The sequence below is a fragment of the Pseudomonas sp. SDI genome (assembly GCF_003105155.1).
Lineage (GTDB): Bacteria > Pseudomonadota > Gammaproteobacteria > Pseudomonadales > Pseudomonadaceae > Aquipseudomonas.
Window position 1 is genome coordinate 61,714 of record NZ_QETK01000025.1, and the last position, 19,959, is coordinate 81,672.

At 64.3% G+C, this 19,959-nt stretch carries 17 protein-coding genes and 3 tRNA genes; 1 reads left to right on the forward strand and 19 read right to left on the reverse strand.

Annotated elements, in window-relative coordinates; genetic code table 11:
* The first annotated feature begins 2 nt into the window (after positions 1–2).
* On the forward strand, positions 3–1,040 hold the full coding sequence (locus DCO48_RS16960; protein WP_116551772.1) for an AraC family transcriptional regulator: 1,038 nt from the start codon (positions 3–5) through the stop codon (positions 1,038–1,040).
* A 214-nt stretch (positions 1,041–1,254) separates the two neighbouring features.
* Here the strand turns inward: DCO48_RS16960 and DCO48_RS16965 are convergent, their stop codons facing one another.
* The 19 genes from DCO48_RS16965 to DCO48_RS17055 all read right to left on the reverse strand — a co-directional run bounded on the left by DCO48_RS16965 (position 1,255) and on the right by DCO48_RS17055 (position 19,909).
* Positions 1,255–2,133, reverse strand: coding sequence for a DUF2242 domain-containing protein (locus tag DCO48_RS16965; protein ID WP_116551773.1), 879 nt, complete (start codon positions 2,131–2,133; stop codon positions 1,255–1,257).
* A 113-nt stretch (positions 2,134–2,246) separates the two neighbouring features.
* The gene (locus tag DCO48_RS16970) at positions 2,247–2,996 is read right to left on the reverse strand and encodes an SDR family oxidoreductase (RefSeq protein WP_165840790.1); all 750 of its coding nucleotides are present in this window, start codon (positions 2,994–2,996) and stop codon (positions 2,247–2,249) included.
* A gap of 175 nt (positions 2,997–3,171) precedes the next feature.
* A tRNA-Asp gene (locus tag DCO48_RS16975) sits at positions 3,172–3,248 on the reverse strand.
* Between the two features lie 99 nt (positions 3,249–3,347).
* Positions 3,348–3,424: transfer RNA gene (locus DCO48_RS16980), tRNA-Asp, on the reverse strand.
* A gap of 76 nt (positions 3,425–3,500) precedes the next feature.
* A tRNA-Val gene (locus tag DCO48_RS16985) sits at positions 3,501–3,576 on the reverse strand.
* Positions 3,577–3,734: 158 nt separating this feature from the next.
* Entirely contained in the window at positions 3,735–4,493 is a 759-nt protein-coding gene (locus tag DCO48_RS16990; protein WP_165840791.1) for an SDR family oxidoreductase, read from the reverse strand.
* Positions 4,494–4,504: 11 nt separating this feature from the next.
* Positions 4,505–5,716 carry an O-succinylhomoserine sulfhydrylase gene (locus DCO48_RS16995; protein ID WP_116551776.1) on the reverse strand — a complete coding sequence of 404 codons (1,212 nt, stop codon included), beginning with the start codon at positions 5,714–5,716 and terminating at the stop codon, positions 4,505–4,507.
* Positions 5,717–5,731: 15 nt separating this feature from the next.
* Positions 5,732–7,237, reverse strand: coding sequence for an amidophosphoribosyltransferase (gene purF, locus DCO48_RS17000; RefSeq protein ID WP_010223267.1), 1,506 nt, complete (start codon positions 7,235–7,237; stop codon positions 5,732–5,734).
* Between the two features lie 41 nt (positions 7,238–7,278).
* Positions 7,279–7,833 (reverse strand): CvpA family protein, encoded by a 555-nt coding sequence (locus DCO48_RS17005; protein WP_116551777.1) that lies wholly within the window; start codon positions 7,831–7,833, stop codon positions 7,279–7,281.
* A gap of 98 nt (positions 7,834–7,931) precedes the next feature.
* Positions 7,932–8,591 carry an SPOR domain-containing protein gene (locus DCO48_RS17010; protein ID WP_116551778.1) on the reverse strand — a complete coding sequence of 220 codons (660 nt, stop codon included), beginning with the start codon at positions 8,589–8,591 and terminating at the stop codon, positions 7,932–7,934.
* Entirely contained in the window at positions 8,575–9,882 is a 1,308-nt protein-coding gene (folC, locus tag DCO48_RS17015) for a bifunctional tetrahydrofolate synthase/dihydrofolate synthase (RefSeq protein WP_116551779.1), read from the reverse strand. Before folC ends, DCO48_RS17010 begins: the two co-directional genes overlap by 17 nt.
* Positions 9,879–10,799 carry an acetyl-CoA carboxylase, carboxyltransferase subunit beta gene (gene accD / locus DCO48_RS17020; RefSeq protein ID WP_116551780.1) on the reverse strand — a complete coding sequence of 307 codons (921 nt, stop codon included), beginning with the start codon at positions 10,797–10,799 and terminating at the stop codon, positions 9,879–9,881. The genes folC and accD overlap by 4 nt, the downstream gene beginning before the upstream one ends.
* Before the next feature lie 281 nt (positions 10,800–11,080).
* The gene (locus tag DCO48_RS17025) at positions 11,081–11,701 is read right to left on the reverse strand and encodes a phosphoribosylanthranilate isomerase (protein WP_116551781.1); all 621 of its coding nucleotides are present in this window, start codon (positions 11,699–11,701) and stop codon (positions 11,081–11,083) included.
* Between the two features lie 39 nt (positions 11,702–11,740).
* Positions 11,741–12,616, reverse strand: a complete 876-nt coding sequence (gene truA, locus DCO48_RS17030; RefSeq protein ID WP_116551782.1) for a tRNA pseudouridine(38-40) synthase TruA — start codon at positions 12,614–12,616, stop codon at positions 11,741–11,743.
* A gap of 90 nt (positions 12,617–12,706) precedes the next feature.
* The gene (locus DCO48_RS17035; RefSeq protein ID WP_116551783.1) at positions 12,707–15,514 is read right to left on the reverse strand and encodes a FimV/HubP family polar landmark protein; all 2,808 of its coding nucleotides are present in this window, start codon (positions 15,512–15,514) and stop codon (positions 12,707–12,709) included.
* Between the two features lie 150 nt (positions 15,515–15,664).
* Positions 15,665–16,675: an aspartate-semialdehyde dehydrogenase gene (locus DCO48_RS17040; RefSeq protein WP_116551784.1), complete on the reverse strand. Its 1,011-nt coding sequence runs from the start codon at positions 16,673–16,675 to the stop codon at positions 15,665–15,667.
* Positions 16,676–16,825: 150 nt separating this feature from the next.
* Positions 16,826–17,938 (reverse strand): aspartate-semialdehyde dehydrogenase, encoded by a 1,113-nt coding sequence (gene asd, locus DCO48_RS17045; protein WP_116551785.1) that lies wholly within the window; start codon positions 17,936–17,938, stop codon positions 16,826–16,828.
* Positions 17,939–18,004: 66 nt separating this feature from the next.
* Positions 18,005–19,087, reverse strand: coding sequence for a 3-isopropylmalate dehydrogenase (gene leuB, locus DCO48_RS17050; protein ID WP_116551786.1), 1,083 nt, complete (start codon positions 19,085–19,087; stop codon positions 18,005–18,007).
* Between the two features lie 54 nt (positions 19,088–19,141).
* Positions 19,142–19,909, reverse strand: a complete 768-nt coding sequence (locus tag DCO48_RS17055; RefSeq protein ID WP_116551787.1) for a class I SAM-dependent methyltransferase — start codon at positions 19,907–19,909, stop codon at positions 19,142–19,144.
* Positions 19,910–19,959 lie beyond the last annotated feature (50 nt).

Genomic DNA, 19,959 nt, shown 5'->3' on the forward strand with positions numbered 1-19,959 from the left:
CCATGAGCCGCCCGCGTGTACGCCTCGGCGACCTCTCGGTCGGCTTTATCCAGAGCCTGGAAGAAACCCTGTGCGCGCTGGGCCACGAGCCGAGTGCGCTGCTCGAACGCTACGGGCTGAGCCCTCAGCGCCTGGCCGAGGCCGGCGCCCGCCTGTCGATCCCGCGCTACATGCACCTGGGCCACGCGGCCATCGAACTGAGTGGCGAGCCCGCCCTGGGCCTGTACATGGGCCGCCGCAGCCGCTTGAGCCAGGCCGGGCTGGCCGGGGTCACCGCCGCCCAGGCGCCGACCCTTGGCGACGCGGCGCGCACCCTGCTGCGCTTCGAGCCGCTGTACGCGGCCAACTACCGCGGCCAGTCGAGCTTCGAGGAGGACCCGCACGGCGCCTGGCTACGCTTCTACTCGATCAGCCCGTACAACGCCTATAACCGCTTCGTGGTCGACTCGGTGCTGGCCGGTTGGCTGGCGCAGTTGTCCGGACTGTTCGGCACGCCGCTGCTGGCCGAGCGGGTCGAGATCGAGTTCGAGGCGCCGGCCTATGCAGCGCAGTACCAGCACCTGAGCGCGAATGTGCAGTTCGGTGCCGAAACCAATCAGTTACGGTTGAGTCGGGCCAACCTTGAACTGCGCAACCCGGCACACTGCCCAAGCACCTGGCAGCACCTGTTGCTATTGTGCGAGCGCGAATGGCTTGAGCGCACGCGCATCCGTAGCCTGGCCGAGCGCATCGCACATCTGCTCGGGCCGCTGCTCAATGGCGGGCACGAGCCCGATCTGGAAGAAGTGGCCAGGCGCCTGCAACTGCCCACCTGGACATTGCGGCGCAAACTGGCAGAAGAAGGTACGCAGTTCCGCGCCATTCTCAACGATACGCGGCGCGACCTGGCCATGACCTATATCCGCGACACGGAGCTGGCCTTTGGCGAGATCGCCTATCTGCTGGGTTTTGCCTCGGCAGAAGCCTTCCAGCGGGCATTCAAACGCTGGAGCGGGGTTACCCCGGGGGAGTTTCGCCGCAGTCAGCGGCGCTCGGCCTAGAGCTCGGTGGCGTCGTCGGCGGGCTCCGGGAGGTCAAGCGCGTAAGCCTGGTATTCGAGGAGTTCTTCCTGGTATTCGTCCATCGCCTGCTCCATCTTGCTCATTCATGTCATTCGGTTCGGGTTCAGCCTAAGGCGGCTGGGTGACGAAAATATGACAGTGGCGGGTAATGAGATAAACGTAGCAGGCGTTACAAAAATTATCCGCTCTCCCCTTACAGCGGCGCCGGCACGGGCGCGACAGGGGTCTCCGGAGCGGCCGCAGCCGGCGCCGGCTCACTGACCGGCACACTTTGCTCGACGCTGATCGGCGCCGCGCTGGCCGGTGGCGCGATAGGCTGCGAGCCCTTGCTGTCGTCGACGATCGGCGCGGCCGGGGCTTCGACGACCGGTACGGCCTGCGGCGCCGGCGTTTCGACAGTCGGAGCAGCAACCACTGGGGTTTGCGCAGCGGCCGGGGCCATGGCACTTGGCAGCGGCGCTGGGGTTTGCTCCGGTACGCCCAGTTCGGCGGCCGGCTTCTCTGCGGGTTTTTCCGCTTCGGCAGCTTTTTTGTTCTTTTTCGGCTCTTTCGGCAGGAAGCTTTCGACCAGAGCGAAATAGCGTTCGTAGAACTTGGCCGAGGTCACGGTTTCACTGGCGACCTTGACCATCGAGTCGTCGGTGGAGCCGATAGGCATCGATACCGAGCCGAGCACACCGACCCCGAGACTGGCCGAGGTGTTGGATTTTTTCAGCGCGTAGCGGTCCTGCAGGGCGTTGGCGAACATGGTCGAACGGCCGTCGGCACCGCTGTCGGCAGCGCAGACCACGTTGAAGCTGATTTGCAGGTGCGAATCACCGGTTTGCTGGAAGCTCTTGTTGCCATTGACCTGGCCACGCTCGCTGGTGGTGATGATGTAGCCCTGGCTGAGCAAGGCGCGCCGAGCGGCCTCGCAGGTGCCGGCTTCGCTCACGGGAAAGCTGCGCGAGAAGGTACCCGAGTCGTCGAAATTCTCGTGTTCGTAGATCGCGGCTTTTTTCGAGGAACAGCCGGAAACGCCCGCCAGCACTAGGGCCAGCCCGAGCGCACCGAAGACGGTAGACTTTGACATTACAAATCCTGGGTAAAACGATCGGCGCCTATTGTGCATCACATTGGCGGCAGATCGAAACCGCAGGTCTGTTGGATTGGATAAATTTCATAGGCAGACCGCTTACCCCTGTCTCAACCAAACAGCCCGCCCTCATCGCTGTCGATCACAATCGACGACAGGCTCACATGCCGTGGCCGACTCAGGGCAAACAAGACGGTTTCAACCACATCGCGGTTGGTCCCGCGCTCGCCCTTCTGCCGCATTGCCGCAGCCTCCCAGGCCGGCTCCAGTGGGGAAATGTCGTCCAAGTACGGCGGGTGCACGCACAACGAGCGTACAGGCGTTCCTGCGAGCTGTTGGCTCAAACCTTCGGCCAGGGCCCGCTGCGCCTGTTTCGCCGCGTAGAACGGCACAGAGACGCCCTGCAGCGCCGCATTCGGCAAACCGCTGATCGAACCGATGGTGAGAATGTCCGGCCGCGGTGAGCGGCGCAGTACCGGCAGCAGGCCCTGGGTGAACAGGAAGGTGCCGGTTACCGCGGCATTGATTACGCCGCTGACGGCCTCGGCGCTGTAGCCCTGTTCGGCGGCTTCCAGCCACATGGCGCCGTTATTGATCAGGATGTCGATCTGCGGGTGTTTGGCATTGATGGCTTCGACGGCATGGGCGACGCTGGCCATGTCGGCGAGGTTCAGGGTGACGCAAAACGGCTGCCGGCCACTACGCGCTTCGATGCTGGCGGCAACCTGGCCCAGGGCCTGCGGGTTACGTCCGCACAACACCAGGTGACAGCCGGCATCCGCCAGGCAGATGGCCAGGGCAGCGCCCAATCCACGGCCCGCACCGGTGACTACCGCAGTTGCTCCCTTCAACGCTTGCATATCCATTCCTTGGTTAGGTTGGCAAGCGTAGGAGCATACCTGAAAAGCTTCGCCAGTACGGCGAGCCCACAGCGGGTGCAGCAGCCTGTGGAAACCCGAAAGCCAGAAACAAAAAAAGCGACCCTGAGGTCGCTTTCTTTGTGCTTCGAGGAGTTCAAGGGCCTCGAGGCGGATATGGCGCAGCGGACGGGACTCGAACCCGCGACCCCCGGCGTGACAGGCCGGTATTCTAACCGACTGAACTACCGCTGCGTATCGCACAGGCTTTCGCCTGTTTGAAACTGGGATCTGGCCTGAAGGCTTCGGTGCCTTCGGACCTCAAACCGGTGGTTAAACCGATCTGGAGAAAAGTGGCGCGGCGGACGGGACTCGAACCCGCGACCCCCGGCGTGACAGGCCGGTATTCTAACCGACTGAACTACCGCCGCGCATTGTAGACTTGCGTCTGGTTCCTCTCTCGCTACACCTTCTTACGAAATGTGTAACTAGGAACATCTCAGGAAGTGGTGGGTGATGACGGGATCGAACCGCCGACCCTCTGCTTGTAAGGCAGATGCTCTCCCGGCTGAGCTAATCACCCGTGTGCTTCGCTGAGGTGGCGAAATTTACGCAGGTATCGAACCTAAGTCAATACCCCTGTTGAAGTTTTTTTAAAAAAGTTCAAAAACAGCTGCACACTTTAAGCGGCAAGCAGCAAGAAAAAGCAAAACCACCAGGCACCGCTCGAAACTTGCCGCTTCAGGCGTAAATCATCTTCTTGGTCATGCCACCGTCGACCACGAACTCCTGACCGGTCACAAAACCGGCCTGTTTCGACAGCAACCACGCCACCATCGCCGCCACGTCCTCGACAGTGCCGACCCGACCGGCCGGATGCTGGGCATGGTCAGCCTCGCTCAACGGTTCGGCACGGCGCACCGAAGGATCACGCGCATCGATCCAGCCAGGGCTTACCGCATTGACGCGGATCTCCGGGCCCAGGCTCATCGCCAGCGCATGGGTCAGGGCCAACAGCCCGCCCTTGCTTGCCGCATAGGCCTCGGTATCCGGTTCGGATTGCGCCGCACGGGTCGACACCAGGTTGACGATGGCACCGCAGTGCGCGCGCAGGTACGGCGCACAATGCTTGGCCAACAGCATGGGCCCACCGAGGTTGACCGCCAACACGCGGTTCCAGTGGTTCAGGCTGAGGCTTTCGAGGGTAGTGTTGTGCGGATCGGCAATCGCCGCATTGCACACCAGGGCGTCAAGCCGACCAAACTGGCCAAGCACCTGCGCGACCCCGGTAATCACCTGGGCTTCGTCGGCGACATCCATGCCAACGAACCAGGCGTGATCACCGAGCAGCCTGGCGACTTTTGCGCCACGGCTGCGGTCGAGGTCAGTGAGGACCACCTGCCAGCCCTCGGTGATCAGCCAGGCAGCAATGCCCAGGCCAATCCCGCGGGCCGCACCGGTGACCAACGCGACACGGCCGTTATGGTCGGTCTCGGCCACCGACCAGTCGATCACAACGCCGCCAGGCCACGGGCCAGGTCGGCCTGCAGGTCGGCAACGTCTTCCAGGCCCACGGCAACCCGGATCAGGCTGTCGCGGATCCCGGCGGCCTCACGCTCCTGCGGCGACAGGCGGCCGTGAGAGGTGGTGCCCGGGTGGGTGATGGTGGTCTTGCTGTCGCCCAGGTTGGCGGTGATCGAGATCAGCCGGGTGGCATCGATGAAGCGCCAGGCCCCCTCTTTGCCGCCCTTGACCTCGAAGCTCACCACCGCACCAAAGCCACGCATCTGGCGCTTGGCCAGCTCGTGTTGCGGATGGCTGTCGAGGCCAGCGTAATACACCTTCTCGATGCCGTCCTGCTGCTCCAGCCATTCGGCCAGGGCCTGAGCGTTGGCGCAGTGCGCACGCATGCGCAGGTTCAGCGTTTCCAGCCCCTTGAGGAAGATCCAGGCGTTGAACGGGCTCAGCGACGGCCCGGCGGTCCGCAGGAAGCCGACCACCTCTTTCATCTGCTCGCTACGCCCCGCCACCACGCCGCCCATGCAACGGCCCTGGCCGTCGATGAACTTGGTTGCCGAATGCACGACGATGTCCGCACCGAGCTTCAGCGGCTGCTGCAAGGCTGGGGTGCTGAAGCAGTTGTCGACCACCAGCATGGCGCCCTTGGCGTGGGCGATTTCCGCCAGCGCGGCGATATCGACCAGTTCGGCCAGCGGGTTGGACGGCGACTCGACGAACAGCAGCCTGGTGTTGGCCTTGATCGCCTGGTCCCACGCGCTCAGGTTGGCCAGCGGCACGTAGTCCACCTGCACACCAAAGCGCTTGAAATACTTCTCGAACAGGCTGATGGTCGAACCGAACACGCTCTGCGACACCAGTACATGGTCGCCGGCGCTGCACAGGGCCATCACCGTGGAGAGGATCGCGGCCATGCCGGTGGAGGTGGCAACCGCTTGCTCGGCGCTTTCCAGGGCGGCAATGCGCTCCTCGAAAGCCCGCACGGTCGGGTTGGTGTAGCGCGAATAGACGTTGCCTGGGACATCGCCAGCGAACCGTGCAGCAGCATCGGCCGCCGTACGGAACACGTAGCTGGAGGTGAAGAACAGCGGATCGCTGTGCTCACCTTCCGGCGTGCGATGCTGGCCGGCGCGTACCGCCAGCGTGTCGAAAGCGACCCCTTCGAGGTCGCTGTCCAGGCGCCCGGCATCCCATTCCTGTGTCATGCCGCTGCTCCCCTGTCAGTTGTTGTAAAGGTCGATGATAGCGCTGACGGCCTGATTCTTGACCTTGGAGGCGTCGTTGCGGGCCTGCTCGATCTTGTCCAGGTAGGCCTCGTCGATGTCGCCGGTGACGTACTTGCCGTCGAACACTGCGCAATCGAAATGCTCGATCTTGATCTTGCCACCGCCGACCGCTTCGATCAGGTCCGGCAGGTCCTGGTAGACCAGCCAGTCAGCGCCGATCAGTTCGGCGACATCCTGGGTGCTGCGGTTGTGCGCGATCAGCTCATGGGCACTGGGCATGTCGATGCCGTAGACGTTAGGGAAGCGTACCGCCGGGGCTGCCGAGCAGAAGTAGACGTTCTTCGCGCCGGCTTCGCGGGCCATCTGGATGATCTGCTTGCAGGTGGTACCGCGCACGATCGAGTCGTCGACCAGCATCACGTTCTTGCCGCGGAATTCCAGCTCGATGGCGTTGAGCTTCTGCCGTACGGATTTCTTCCGTGCAGCCTGGCCAGGCATGATGAAGGTACGGCCGATGTAGCGGTTCTTGACGAAGCCTTCGCGGAACTTGACGCCCAGGTGGTTGGCCAGTTCCAGCGCCGCGGTGCGACTGGTGTCGGGAATCGGGATGACTACGTCGATGTCGTGGTCAGGGCGCTCGCGCTGGATCTTCTCGGCGAGTTTCTCGCCCATGCGCAGGCGTGCCTTGTAGACCGAGACGCCGTCGATGATCGAGTCAGGACGGGCCAGGTAGACGTGTTCGAAGATGCACGGCGACAGTTGCGGATTAGTCGCGCACTGACGGGTGTGCAGCTTGCCCTCTTCAGTGATGTACACCGCCTCGCCTGGCGCCAGATCACGGATCAGGGTGAAACCGAGTACGTCGAGGGAGACGCTCTCGGAAGCGATCATGTACTCCACACCTTCGTCGGTGTGACGCTGGCCGAAGACGATCGGGCGGATGCCGTTCGGGTCACGGAAGCCGACAATGCCGTAACCGGTGATCATCGCCACCACGGCGTAACCGCCGACACAGCGGTTGTGCACGTCGGTCACGGCGGCGAACACGTCTTCTTCGGTCGGTTGCAGCTTGCCACGCACCGCCAGCTCATGGGCGAAGACGTTGAGCAGCACTTCCGAGTCGGAGCTGGTGTTGACGTGACGCAGGTCGGACTCGTAGATCTCCTTGGCCAGCTGCTCGACGTTGGTCAAGTTGCCGTTGTGTGCCAGGGTGATGCCATACGGCGAGTTGACGTAGAACGGCTGGGCCTCGGCCGAGGTCGAGCTGCCCGCGGTCGGGTAGCGCACGTGGCCGATCCCCATGTGGCCGACCAGGCGCTGCATATGGCGCTGCTGGAAGACATCACGGACCAGGCCGTTGTCCTTGCGCAGGAATAACCGGCCATCATGGCTGGTCACGATACCGGCAGCATCCTGGCCGCGGTGCTGGAGGACGGTTAGCGCGTCATACAGCGCCTGATTGACGTTCGACTTACCGACGATACCGACGATGCCACACATGCGACGCAACCCCTACTTAATGAAACTGGACTGAACAGGACTCAGGGCGTTTTGGGCCCAAGCAGCTGTTCCTTGAACGGGAGATCAGCCGGTGCGCTGATCCCGCTGGCTAGCCACTGGCTGGTCAACCCCAGAATGAGGTTTTTCGACCAGTCAGCTACCAATAGAAATTGTGGCAAAAGCCGCGACTCCTGCCACCACGGATCCTGTTGTACCGGGCCCAGGCTCAGCAGCCCGACAGCCACCACCACCAGCAAGGCACCTCGCGCGGCGCCGAACGCCATGCCAAGGAATCGATCGGTGCCGGACAACCCAGTCACGCGGATCAGCTCGCCAATGAGAAAGTTGATCATGGCCCCCACCAGCAGGGTGGCGACGAAAAGAATGGCGCATCCGGCGATAACACGGGCCGATGGCGTCTGGATGTACCCCTCGAGGTACTGCGACAAGGCTCCACCGAACATCCAGGCCACCGCACCAGCGATGATCCAGGTGAGCAGCGACAAGGCTTCTTTGACGAAACCGCGCTTGAGACTGATCAGCGAAGAAACGGCGATGATCGCAAGAATCGCCCAGTCGACCCAGGTAAATGCCACAGTGTTGCCTGCAAACGGATAAGGCGGCGCATTTTACCAGAGCGAGGGGCTATCGGTAAGCAGTGATTTGCCGTCTGGCACAGGCCGGACGGCAGGCATCAATTGCGCTCGGGCTGGAAGCGGACCACAAAGCCGTTGAGCTTCTGCTGGCGACCCAATAGGTCGCGCAGGCGTTCGGCCTCGGCACGCTCGATCAACGGCCCGACGAACACCCGGTTCATACCGTCGGCAGAGCGGATATAGGCGTTGTAACCCTGGCTGCGCAGGGTTTTCTGCAGGCTGTCAGCGCTGGCCCGATTAGACAGGCTGGCCAGCTGTACCGACCAACTGACCGGCAGGCCATTACCGTCGACCTTGGCCGGCGCCGCAGCGGCAGGCTTGGCTGGAGCACTGGCAACGGCCGGCGCAGGTTTGGCCACGGGCGCTGCCGGCTTGACCACGGGGGCCGGCGCAGGCACTGGAGCCGGGGTTGGCGCAGGCGCAGCAACCACCGGATCGACGGCAATCGGCGTGCTCGGCGGCGCTGGCTGCTGGCTGGCAACGGTGGCTTCTTCGAGCACTTGCGGCTCAGGCACGGCCACCGGTTCGACCTGCACTTGCGGCAGCGTCGGCACCGCCGGCGCTTCCGGCGCCTCGACGCGCACCTGGCGCAGTTCGTCTTCACGGGTGAACAGCATCGGCAGGAAAATCACCGCCAGTGCCACCAGTACCAGGGCACCGACCATCCGCTGCTTGACGACTTTATCCAGCAACGCCATCTGTTCCTACCTCCATGGTCTGCCGGTCGAGCCATTGCAGGGCCTCGCCGACACAGAAAAATGAGCCGAACAGCAGGATCTCGTCATCCGCCGTCGCTTGCGCGCACTGCCCGTCGAGGGCGGCGGCGACACTAGGGTAAGACTGCACCGTTGCGCCAAGGTTCTCCAGAGCCGATTGCAACTGCCCAGCCGGCCGACTGCGAGCGGTATCCAGCGGGGCCACGGCCCAGGCATCCACCCGCGACGTCAGCGGCGCGAGCACGCCATCCAGATCCTTATCGGCGAGCAGGCCGAACACCGCCAGGCGCTTGCCACGTGGCGGCCGTGCGGCCAGCCGCGTGGCCAGGTACTCGGCAGCATGCGGGTTGTGCCCGACGTCGAGCATCAGGTTCAACACCTTACCCTGCCAGGTGATGCGCCGACGGTCCAGACGACCGACAATCCGTGCGGCCTGCAACGCCTGGGCGATGACCTCTGGCTGCCACGGCAGATCCAGCAGCAGGTAGGCCTGCAAGGCCAGGGCGGCGTTTTCCATCGGCAGGTCGAGCAATGGCAGGTCGCGCAACTCGACCACCTCGCCAGCCGCATCGACGCCACGCCATTGCCAGAACTGATCGGTGCTGGCCAAATCGAAATCACGGCCACGCAGGAAGAACGGCGCCTTGAGCTCGCGCGCCTTGTCGAGCAACGGCTGCGGCGGGCTGAGGTCGCCACACAGGGCCGGCTTGCCGGCACGGAAGATCCCGGCCTTTTCGAATGCCACCCGCTCGCGGGTATCGCCCAGGTAATCGACGTGGTCGACGCCAATGCTGGTGACCACGGCAAGGTCCGCATCGGCCAGGTTGACCGTGTCCAGACGCCCGCCCAGGCCCACTTCCAGCACGACGGCATCCAGCGCTGCGCGACTGAACAGCCAGAACGCCGCCAGGGTGCCGGCTTCGAAGTAGGTCAGGGAAATTTCGCCACGGGCCGCCTCGACGGCCGCGAACGCTTCACACAGCTGGGCGTCGCCGGCCTCGGCGCCATTCAGCAGCACCCGCTCGTTGTAACGCAACAGGTGCGGCGAACTGTACACGCCGACCTTCAGGCCCTGGGCCCTGAGCAATGCGGCAATGAACGCACAGGTCGAGCCCTTGCCGTTGGTGCCGGTCACCGTGATTACCCGTGGCGCCAGCGTGCCCAGCCCGAGCCGTGCGGCAACCTGGCGCGAACGCTCCAGGCCCATGTCGATGGCCGACGGGTGCAACTGCTCGAGGTAGGCGAGCCAGTCGCCAAGGGTACGTTCGGTCATACGTTGGCAGGCACTGGCGGAACGACGATCGGCTCGATGACCGGCGCGACGAACTTCGGCGTCGGCAGGCCCATCATTTGCGCCAGCAGGCTGCCCAGGCGTGGACGCAGCTCGCTACGCGGAATGATCATGTCGATTGCACCATGCTCCAGGAGGAACTCGCTGCGCTGGAAGCCTTCCGGCAGTTTTTCCCGCACGGTCTGCTCGATCACGCGCGGGCCGGCGAAGCCGATCAGCGCCTTTGGCTCACCGACGATGACGTCGCCGAGCATCGCCAGACTGGCAGAAACGCCACCGTAGACCGGGTCGGTCAGTACCGAGATGAACGGAATGCCTTCTTCGCGCAGACGCGCCAGCACGGCGGAGGTCTTGGCCATCTGCATCAGCGAGATCAGCGCTTCCTGCATGCGTGCACCGCCGGAAGCGGAGAAGCAGACCATCGGGCAACGGTTTTCCAGAGCATAGTTGGCTGCGCGCACGAAGCGCTCGCCAACGATGGCCCCCATGGAGCCGCCCATGAACGAGAATTCGAAGGCGCTGACCACGATCGGCATGCCCAGCAGGGTACCGCTCATGGAGATCAATGCGTCTTTTTCGCCGGTCTGCTTCTGCGCTGCAGTCAGGCGATCCTTGTACTTCTTGCCGTCACGGAACTTCAGACGGTCGACCGGCTCCAGCTCGGCGCCCAGTTCGACACGGCCTTCGGCGTCGAGGAAGATGTCGATGCGCGCACGTGCACCAATGCGCATGTGGTGGTTGCACTTGGGGCAGACATCCAGGGTCTTTTCCAGCTCCGGACGATAGAGCACGGCCTCGCAGGACGGGCACTTGTGCCACAGGCCTTCCGGCACCGAGCTCTTCTTCACCTCGGAACGCATGATCGAAGGGATCAGTTTGTCTACTAACCAGTTGCTCATGCTTTCTTTCTCCAGTAGCGGCGACCGGCAGGCAAATGTTGCCGGGTCACGCGTATGCCCTTGAGCTCAATTCGTGTATGACGCGATGATGATCGGCCCCCGGCGCTGCACGTTCAGCGCTGGCACCCTGAGCCCGATCCATCGTCAACCTGTAAAGGCGACGCCAGTGGCGCCACCCGATAATTTCGACCGGCCCTGCGGCGCGATCCGGCAGCAACGGGCTGCGAAAGCTATGGACGATTGCGCGCAGCCAGCCGTCACATCGGCGATGCCCTGCCCTTTCACGCCTGCCGCACGGCGCGCATGAACGCTTCGATCTTCAGTGGATCCTTGATGCCCTTGGCCGCTTCCACACCGCCGCTGACATCCACCGCATACGGCCGCACCACGGCAATTGCCTGAGCGACATTGGCGGCCGACAGGCCACCAGCAAGGATAATCGGCTTGCTCAGCGTTGGCGGCACCAGCGCCCAGTCGAACGCTTCGCCGGTACCCCCGGGCACCCCGGCTACATAGGTGTCGAGGAGGATGCCGCTGGCATTGCGGTACAGCGTGCAGCTGGCCTGCAGGTCGTCGCCCGGGCGTACCCGCAGCGCCTTGATCCACGGCCGGTGATAGCCCTCGCAGTCGGCCGGGGTTTCATCGCCATGGAATTGCAGCAGGTCGAGGGGAACCACCTCGAGGATTTCGTTCAGCTCGCAACGGCTGGCATCGACGAACAGGCCCACGGTGGTCACGAACGGCGGCAGCGCGGCGATGATCGCCCGCGCCTGCTCGGCCGTCACTGCCCGCGGGCTCTTGGCGTAGAACACGAAGCCAATGGCATCGGCCCCGGCCTCGACGGCGGCCAATGCGTCTTCTATACGGGTAATCCCGCAGATCTTGCTGCGAACGGCAGACATAGCCCCGTGAACCTCAGCTGATTCGGAAAGTCCCGGATGTTAGCAAATGACTTGCGGGTCGTCAGCCGCCAACGACTCGAAGCCGGAAAGGAAATGTGGACCGATGTAACGAGACGGCAGCGCGTACTCTGGCGGGTACTCCACCTGCACCAGGTACAGGCCGAACGGATGCCCGGTCACCCCCGCCGCCCGGCGGTCGCGGGCAGCCAGCACTTCAGCGGCCCACTCCACCGGACGCAGCCCGGCGCCAATGCTCATGAGCACGCCGGCAATGTTGCGCACCATGTGATGCAGGAAGGCGCTGGCGCGGATGTCGAGGACGATCATCTTGCCGTGCCGGGTCACCCGCAGGTGATACATCTCCTTGACCGGCGACTTGGCCTGGCACTGGCTGGCGCGGAACGAGCTGAAGTCATGGGTGCCAACCAGATAAGAGGCCGCCTGTGCCATGCGCTCGACATCGAGCGGCCGGTGATTCCAGGTGACCTGGTCGCCGAGATGCGCCGGGCGCACCTGATCGTTGTAGATAATATAGCGATAGCGCCGGGCCTTGGCCTTGAAGCGGGCATGGAAATGCGCCGGCATCTCCGCCGCCCAGGTCACGCTGATGTCATGCGGCAGGTTGATATTGGCGCCCATGGTCCAGGCTTTCATGCTGCGCACGGCGCGGGTGTCGAAATGCACCACCTGGCCGCTGGCATGTACCGCGGCGTCGGTGCGCCCGGCGCAATGGATGGTTACCGGCGAGTCGGCCACCCGCGACAGCGCTTCTTCCAGGGTTTGCTGCACGCTCAGGACGCCGCTGGCCTGACGCTGCCAGCCGTGGTAGCGCGAACCTTTGTATTCAACGCCCAGGGCGATGCGGAAGTAGCCTTCGGCCGCCGATTCGGCAGCTGCGTTATCGATGATTTCCAAGGAGATAAAGCCTGTCGGTTTAAGCAATGCCGGGGATTATAACGACAACGGCAGCCACCTGGGCTGCCGTTGGCGCTGCGAGGGAACGACTCAGACCAGTTTGTTGAGCATATCCTCGGCTTCCTGCTTCTGCTCGGCGGTGCCGTCCTTGACCACTTCCTGGAGGATGTCACGCGCGCCGTCATGGTCGCCCATGTCGATGTAGGCACGCGCCAGGTCGAGGTTGGTGGCGCTGACGTCGGTACCGTTCATGAAGTCGAAGTCGTCGCCCATGTCGAGGTCGTCGAAATCGGCGAGCTTGGCGTCTTCGGCGGTGAAATGCGCTTCGATGGGCGGCTGTTCGAGGCTGACCGAGAGCTTGTCGAGTTCGGCGTTGACGTCGTCCAGCTCCGAGGCAAACCGCGCATCGGCTTCCGACAGCGTCTCATCGGCCAGCGACAGGTCGAAATCTTCCGGCAGGTCCAGCTCGGGCAGATCGGCTTCCAGGCCCAGGTCGCGGTCGAATGCGGCCAGTTCGGCCTCGATGTCCAGCGGCTCGCTGGCCGGCAGTTGGGCAGCGTCACCACCAACATCGAGGTCGAAATCGGCCAGATCGTCGAGGCTCGGCATTGGCGTAGGGACAGGTTCGACCGGCACCTCGACCGCTACTTCCGGCACCTCAGCCACTGGCTCGGCGACCGGCTCGGCGGCAGCTGGAGCGTGCTCCTCGAACAGGCTGTCGAAGTCCAGGTCGTCCAGCGCGGCGGGCTCGCCGACTTCGGCAACGGCAGGCTCTGGCTGCACGCCAATCTCCTGCGGCTCGGGCTCGGCCAAGGCCTGCGGTTGCAGATCCTCCAGCCCGTCCAGATCGTCCAGGCTCAGGTCGAAGGCGTCGTCCAGGTCGGCCTCGGCCGGCAGCTCCAGGTCCAGCGCTGGCGCTTGCGGCTCTTCGGCGAGCAACGCCTGCACAGCGTCGGCGTCCAGCGCCGAGGCCAGCATCGCCGCACCGGCGATACCGGCAGTGACGACCGCGGCCATGGCCGGGAAGCGGCTCTTCAGCGCTTCGACATCGGCATGGTTCTGGCCAGTGGCGATCAGCTGGCGCTCGTGACCGGTGAAGGCGTCGCGATCACCCTGACGGGCATAGACTTCCATCAGTTTCAGACGCAGGTCGCTGCGCTCCGGCGACTGCGCCACGGCCGGCTCAAGCAATTCGGCAGCATGGTTCAGGCGACCGCGGGCAATGGCCATTTCCGCTTCGGTGAGGATTGCATCGGCCGCCGACGCGGCGACAACCGGCTGGGCAAACGACGTATCCGCCACCACCGGCTCGGCGCTCGGCGCCGCTACAGGCTCGGCAACCACCACCGGCTCAGGAGCGGCAACCACCAGCGGTTCTGGCGCAGGTTGCAGCTTGGCCGCTGCGTCCGGCACTTCGGCGGCACTCGCAGCCGCCGCCGACGCCGCCACCACAGCAGGTGCCAGAATGACGGTAGGCGGCGCCACTTCGAGGCCTTCGAAGCTGCTTTGTGGCAGGTCCAGGTCCGGGCCCAGGTCGCTTTCTTCGGCCAGGGCGCGGGCCATGCGCATGTGTTTTTCCGCTTCCTGCTGGGCCTTGCGCTTGCGCGCCAGCAACAGCAGCAGCAACAACAGGACGAGCAACGCCGACGCACCGATCAGCGCCAGCAACAGCGGGTTGCCGAGCAGATCGTCGAGCGCACTGGCGCTGCTCTGGTCAGCGTCCGGGGTGGCGGCGGCATCGGCGACCGGGGCTTCGGCTGGCGGCGCGGTGTCGACCGCCGCCGGCGCCGGGCTGACCACCGTGTCGACCGGGGTCGGGGCCGGTTGCAGTTGGGCGTTGATCGCCGGGGCGGCGCCTGGCAGTGCGGCGGCCGGAGCAGCCGGCTGCGCACTCTGTGCCTCAAGACGCGCCAACTGATCGTTTTTCAGGGCGATCAGCTTTTGCAGTTTGTCCAGCTGGCTTTGCAGGTCGGACACCCGACTTTTCAGCTCGTCGCCTTCACGACGGCTGGAGTCGAGGCTTTCCTGGGTGGTCGCGAGCTTGTCGGCCAGGGCTTTGTCACCCGCCGCGCCTTTGCCGCCTGGGCTGACCAGACGCAGGTTGTCCTGCTGGGCGATGCGCGCAGGCGCCGCCTCGGTGCCGGCGCGCCGGGTCGCATCGAGTTGGCGCGCGCGCGGGCCGAGACGCCGGCCCTCACGCCAGGCGGCGTACTGCGCGGCCACTTCCTTGACCGCCTGCGGTTGCGGCGTGCTCTGGATCTGTTGCTGATCGGGCAGGCGCAATACCTGGCCGGTTTTCAACTGGTTGATATTGCCGTTGATAAAGGCGTCCGGGTTGAGCGCCTGAATCGCCAGCATGGTCTGCTGCACCGAACCGCCGCCCTGGCGGGCGCGCGAGGCGATTTCCCAGAGGGTATCGCGGCGCACCGTGGTGTATTGCGCCGGCGCGGTAACCGCCGGGCTGACTGCAGCAGCCGCCTTGGCGGCCTCGGGGGAAAATTTGGACGGGTCGACCAGCACGCTGTAGTCACGCAACAGACGGCCCTGCGGCCACATGACCTGCACCAGGAACTTGACCATCGGTGCCGGTAGCGGCTGGCTCGACGTCACCCGCAGCACGCTCTTGCCGCCAGGGTTGATCACCGGGGTGAAACGCAGGTCGTTGAGGTAGGCCTGGCGCTCGACGCCCGCCTTGCTGAACTCGTCGGCCGGGGCCAGGCTCGGCAGCACTTCGGCGGCGCTCAGACCGTTGACATCGAGTAGCTCGATCTCGGCTTCCAGCGGTTGATTCTGGGCCGACTTGAGGGTCAGTTCGCCCAACCCGAGGGCATGCGCCATACCGGAAGACAGCGCCGACGCTGCGGCTATTGCTAACACCAGTTTGCGAATTCGAAGCATGACCTCATCCTTTGTGTGAACCTTCCCCGGCAACCGAGAAGAAGTGAAAAACCGCCCTGAGGCACTGCCTACGACCTGCCCCGCAAGCGCCACAGGGCCGCTCACTTCCAGCAATTCAAGATGTTTATGCAAAGTGTTGCCAAGTATCTTTTACACAAGGCCTTTTATCAACAATTCCGCCAGCTGTACCGCGTTCAATGCCGCGCCCTTGCGCACGTTGTCGGTGGTCAGCCAAAGGTTCAGTTGCTCAGCCTCGTCGATGCCGCCACGCACCCGTCCAACGTAGACCACATCCTGGCCGACTGCGTCACCCACAGGCGTTGGATAATCGTCGCCATCGACCAGCTCGACGCTTGCGGCGCTTTCCAGCGCTGCGTTCACCGCCGCCAGGTCGACCGCCTTGCGGCTGTGTACCGACACACTGTAGCTATCGCCAAAAAACACCGGGACTTGAACGCAAGTGACGGAAATCTTTAGTAAAGGCAAGCCGAGCAATTCGCGCAACTCGCTCACCAGCCGGCGCTCCAGCGCGCCATGCCCGTCGACGTCGCTGGCCCCGACCTGGGCGAGCAGATTGAACGCTACCTGGCGGTCGAAGAAACGTGGCTCCAGTGGGCGCGCGTTGAGCAACTCGGCGGTTTGCCGAGCCAGCTCGCCCACCGCTTCGCGGCCCTGGGCGGAGATCGCCATGCAGGCGGTAAGGTTGATCCGCTCAAGGTCGAGCAGGCCTTGCAGCGGCGCCAGCACCACGGCCAGGGCAACGGCGGCAGCACTTGGGCTGACGACCTGCACCGGGGCGCTCAGGCCATCGAGCGCAGCCGGGTTGGCTTCGGGAACCACGGCCGGCACCTGGGCCGCCGACAGCGCACCAGACAAATCGATCAGCGCGCAACCGGCGGCCTCGGCGCGGGCGGCGAAGCTGCGGGTCACCGCCGGACCGGCGGCGAAAAAGGCCAGCTTGACCTGGCTGAAGTCGAACGCGTCGACTTCACGCACGCGCAGGTTCTTGCCGCGATAGCTGACCGCGCTGCCGGCCGATTCGTTGCTGGCCAGCAGGTGCAGGGTGCCGACCGGAAAATCGCGCTCTTCGAGGATCTGGACGAGGGTTTCGCCGACGGTACCGGTGGCGCCGATTACGGCGATATCAATAGGCTGGCTCATGGGAAATTCCTCTGCTGGAGCGGGGGGAGCGGCACTTTACTTGGATTCCTTTCGCTAGGTAAGGCTTTCGTCCGGCGATGAGGCGCACACAGAAAATAAAAAACCCGCACTGACAAGCAGTGCGGGTCCGTGTTCACGCGGCCGCAGCGATCAACGCTCCAGCAGGATCCGCAGCATGCGGCGCAGCGGTTCGGCCGCACCCCACAGCAACTGGTCGCCCACGGTGAAGGCACCGAGGTATTGCGACCCCATGTTCAGCTTGCGCAGACGACCCACCGGGATGTTCAGGGTACCGGTGACGTTGGTCGGGCTCAGCTCCCGCATGCTGATTTCGCGCTGGTTCGGCACCAGTTTCACCCAAGGGTTGTGCTGGCTGATCATGCCTTCGATGTCGGCAATCGGCACGTCCTTGTTCAGCTTGATGGTCAGCGCCTGGCTGTGGCACCGCATGGCCCCGATACGCACGCAGATGCCATCGACCGGGATCGGGCTCTTGAAGCGACCGAGGATCTTGTTGGTTTCGGCCTGGGCCTTCCACTCTTCACGGCTCTGCCCGTTCGGCAGCTCCTTGTCGATCCACGGAATCAGGCTGCCGGCCAGCGGCACGCCAAAGTTCTCGGTCGGGTAGGCTTCGCTACGCATGGCCTCGGCAACCTTGCGGTCGATGTCGAGGATCGCGCTGGCCGGGTTGGCCAGGTCATCGGCCACGGCGGCATGGGTGGCGCCCATCTGCTTGATCAGTTCGCGCATGTTCTGCGCACCGGCGCCCGAGGCCGCCTGGTAGGTCATGGCACTCATCCACTCGACCAAGCCGGCTTCGAACAGGCCGCCCAGGCCCATCAGCATCAGGCTGACGGTGCAGTTGCCACCGATGTAGTTCTTGGTGCCGGCGTCCAACTGCTGGTCGATCACCTTGCGGTTGACCGGGTCCAGGACGATGACCGCGTCATCCTGCATGCGCAGGCTGGACGCGGCGTCGATCCAGTAGCCCTGCCAGCCGGCCTCGCGCAGCTTGGGGAAGACTTCGTTGGTGTAGTCGCCACCCTGACAGGTCAGGATCACATCGAGGGTCTTGAGCTCTTCAATGCTGTACGCGTCCTTGAGCGGAGCAATGTCCTTACCCACCGACGGACCCTGGCCTCCAACATTGGAGGTAGTGAAGAACACCGGCTCGATGAGATCGAAATCCTGCTCTTCCAGCATCCGCTGCATGAGCACGGAACCGACCATACCGCGCCAACCGATCAGACCTACACGTTTCATCGCAACTACACCTTCGCTAAAAGTGGGCCGCTGCCTTGGGGATAAATCGGCAGCGGGCCAGAGAGATTACAGATTCCGCAGCGCTGCGACTACTGCGTCGCCCATTTCCTGCGTACCCACCTTGCTGCAACCGGCCGACCAGATGTCGCCAGTACGCAAGCCCTGATCCAGTACCAGGCTGACCGCCTGCTCGATGGCCTCGGCGGCCGCCTGCTGGTTGAAGCTGTAACGCAGCATCATCGACACCGACAGGATGGTCGCCAACGGGTTGGCAATGCCCTGCCCGGCGATGTCCGGCGCCGAACCGTGGCACGGCTCGTACATGCCCTTGTTATTGGCGTCCAGCGAGGCCGACGGCAGCATGCCGATGGAGCCGGTGAGCATGGAAGCTTCATCCGACAGGATGTCGCCGAACATGTTGTCGGTGACCATCACGTCGAACTGCTTCGGCGCGCGCACCAGTTGCATGGCCGCGTTGTCGACGTACATGTGGCTCAACTCGACGTCCGGGTAATCCTTGGCGACGTCTTCCACCACTTCACGCCACAACTGGCTGGAAGCGAGTACGTTGGCCTTGTCCACCGAGCAGAGCTTCTTGCCACGCACGCGGGCCATGTCGAAGCCGACACGGGCGATGCGGCGCACTTCGCTTTCGCTGTACGGCAGGGTGTCGTAAGCCTGACGCTCGCCGCCGTCCAGCTCGCGGGTGCCGCGTGGCGCGCCGAAGTAGATGCCGCCGGTCAGCTCACGAACGATGAGGATGTCCAGGCCGGCGACGATTTCCGGCTTCAGCGAAGACGCGTCGGCCAGTTGCGGGTAGAGGATCGCCGGACGCAGGTTGGCGAACAGGCCCAGTTGCGAACGGATTTTCAGCAGACCGCGCTCCGGGCGGATGTCGCGCTCGATCTTGTCCCATTTCGGTCCGCCCACGGCACCCAGCAGCACGGCGTCGGCCTGGCGCGCACGCTCCAGGGTTTCGTCGGCCAGTGGCACACCGTGCTGGTCGATGGCCGCGCCGCCGATCACGTCGTGGGTGAGGCTGAAGCCGAGCTGGAACTTGTCGTTGGCCAGCTCCAGCACCTTGACCGCTTCGGCCATGATTTCCGGGCCAATGCCATCACCTGGGAGAATCAGAATCTGCTTGCTCATGCTTTCCTCTATCTCAATTCAAGCGGCGCGCCGTGATCGGCCCACCGGAAAATACTAGCGCTCGGCCCAGAGTACCAAGACATCGGTACTGAAGGAGCCATCGGCTTCGATCTGATAATACTGCCGCACTTCTTCACCCATCGCCTGCTGCAACTGGCGAATCGCCGCACGCATCGGTTCCGGGGTGCGCATGCGCTCGACCCAGCTGGTGTATTCCAGGCGCAGGCGCTGACGGCTGTGGCTGCGGGCGAACAGGCCGGCATCGCTGACCGTGCGCAGCCATTCGGCGGCGGAATAATCGCGCACATGGCTGGTGTCGCGCAGCACTTCGACGCTTTGCAGGTAGGTGTCGAGCAGCGGGCTGCCCGGTGACATCACGTCAACGAAGGCGGCCACCCCGCCCGGCTTGAGCACCCGGCGTACTTCGCGCAGGGCCACGCCGAGGTCGCTCCAGTGGTGCGCCGAGTAGCGACTGAAGACAAAGTCGAACGAAGCGTCGGCGAACGGCAGGCACTCGGCGGCGCCGCGTTCGGTCACGATGTTGTTCAGGCCCCGCTCGGCCGCCGCCGCGGCAACCACCTCGAGCATCTGCTGCGACAGGTCGTAGGCGACCACGTCGGCGACCAGCGGGGCCACCTGGAAGCTGACGTGACCGGCCCCGCAGCCCAGGTCGAGCAGGCGGGCGTGCTGCTGCCCGGCCAGCTCGGCCTGGAGCAAGGCGAATTCGCTGCCCTGGGCGTGTACGGCACTGCTCAGGTAGGCCGAGGCCTGCTCGCCGAACTGGCGCTGGACGACGTCGGTATGGGCTTTGGGGGCGGTCATCAGGATCTCCATTACCTATCGCTGGCAAGGCCAGCGCCCACAGGGATTGC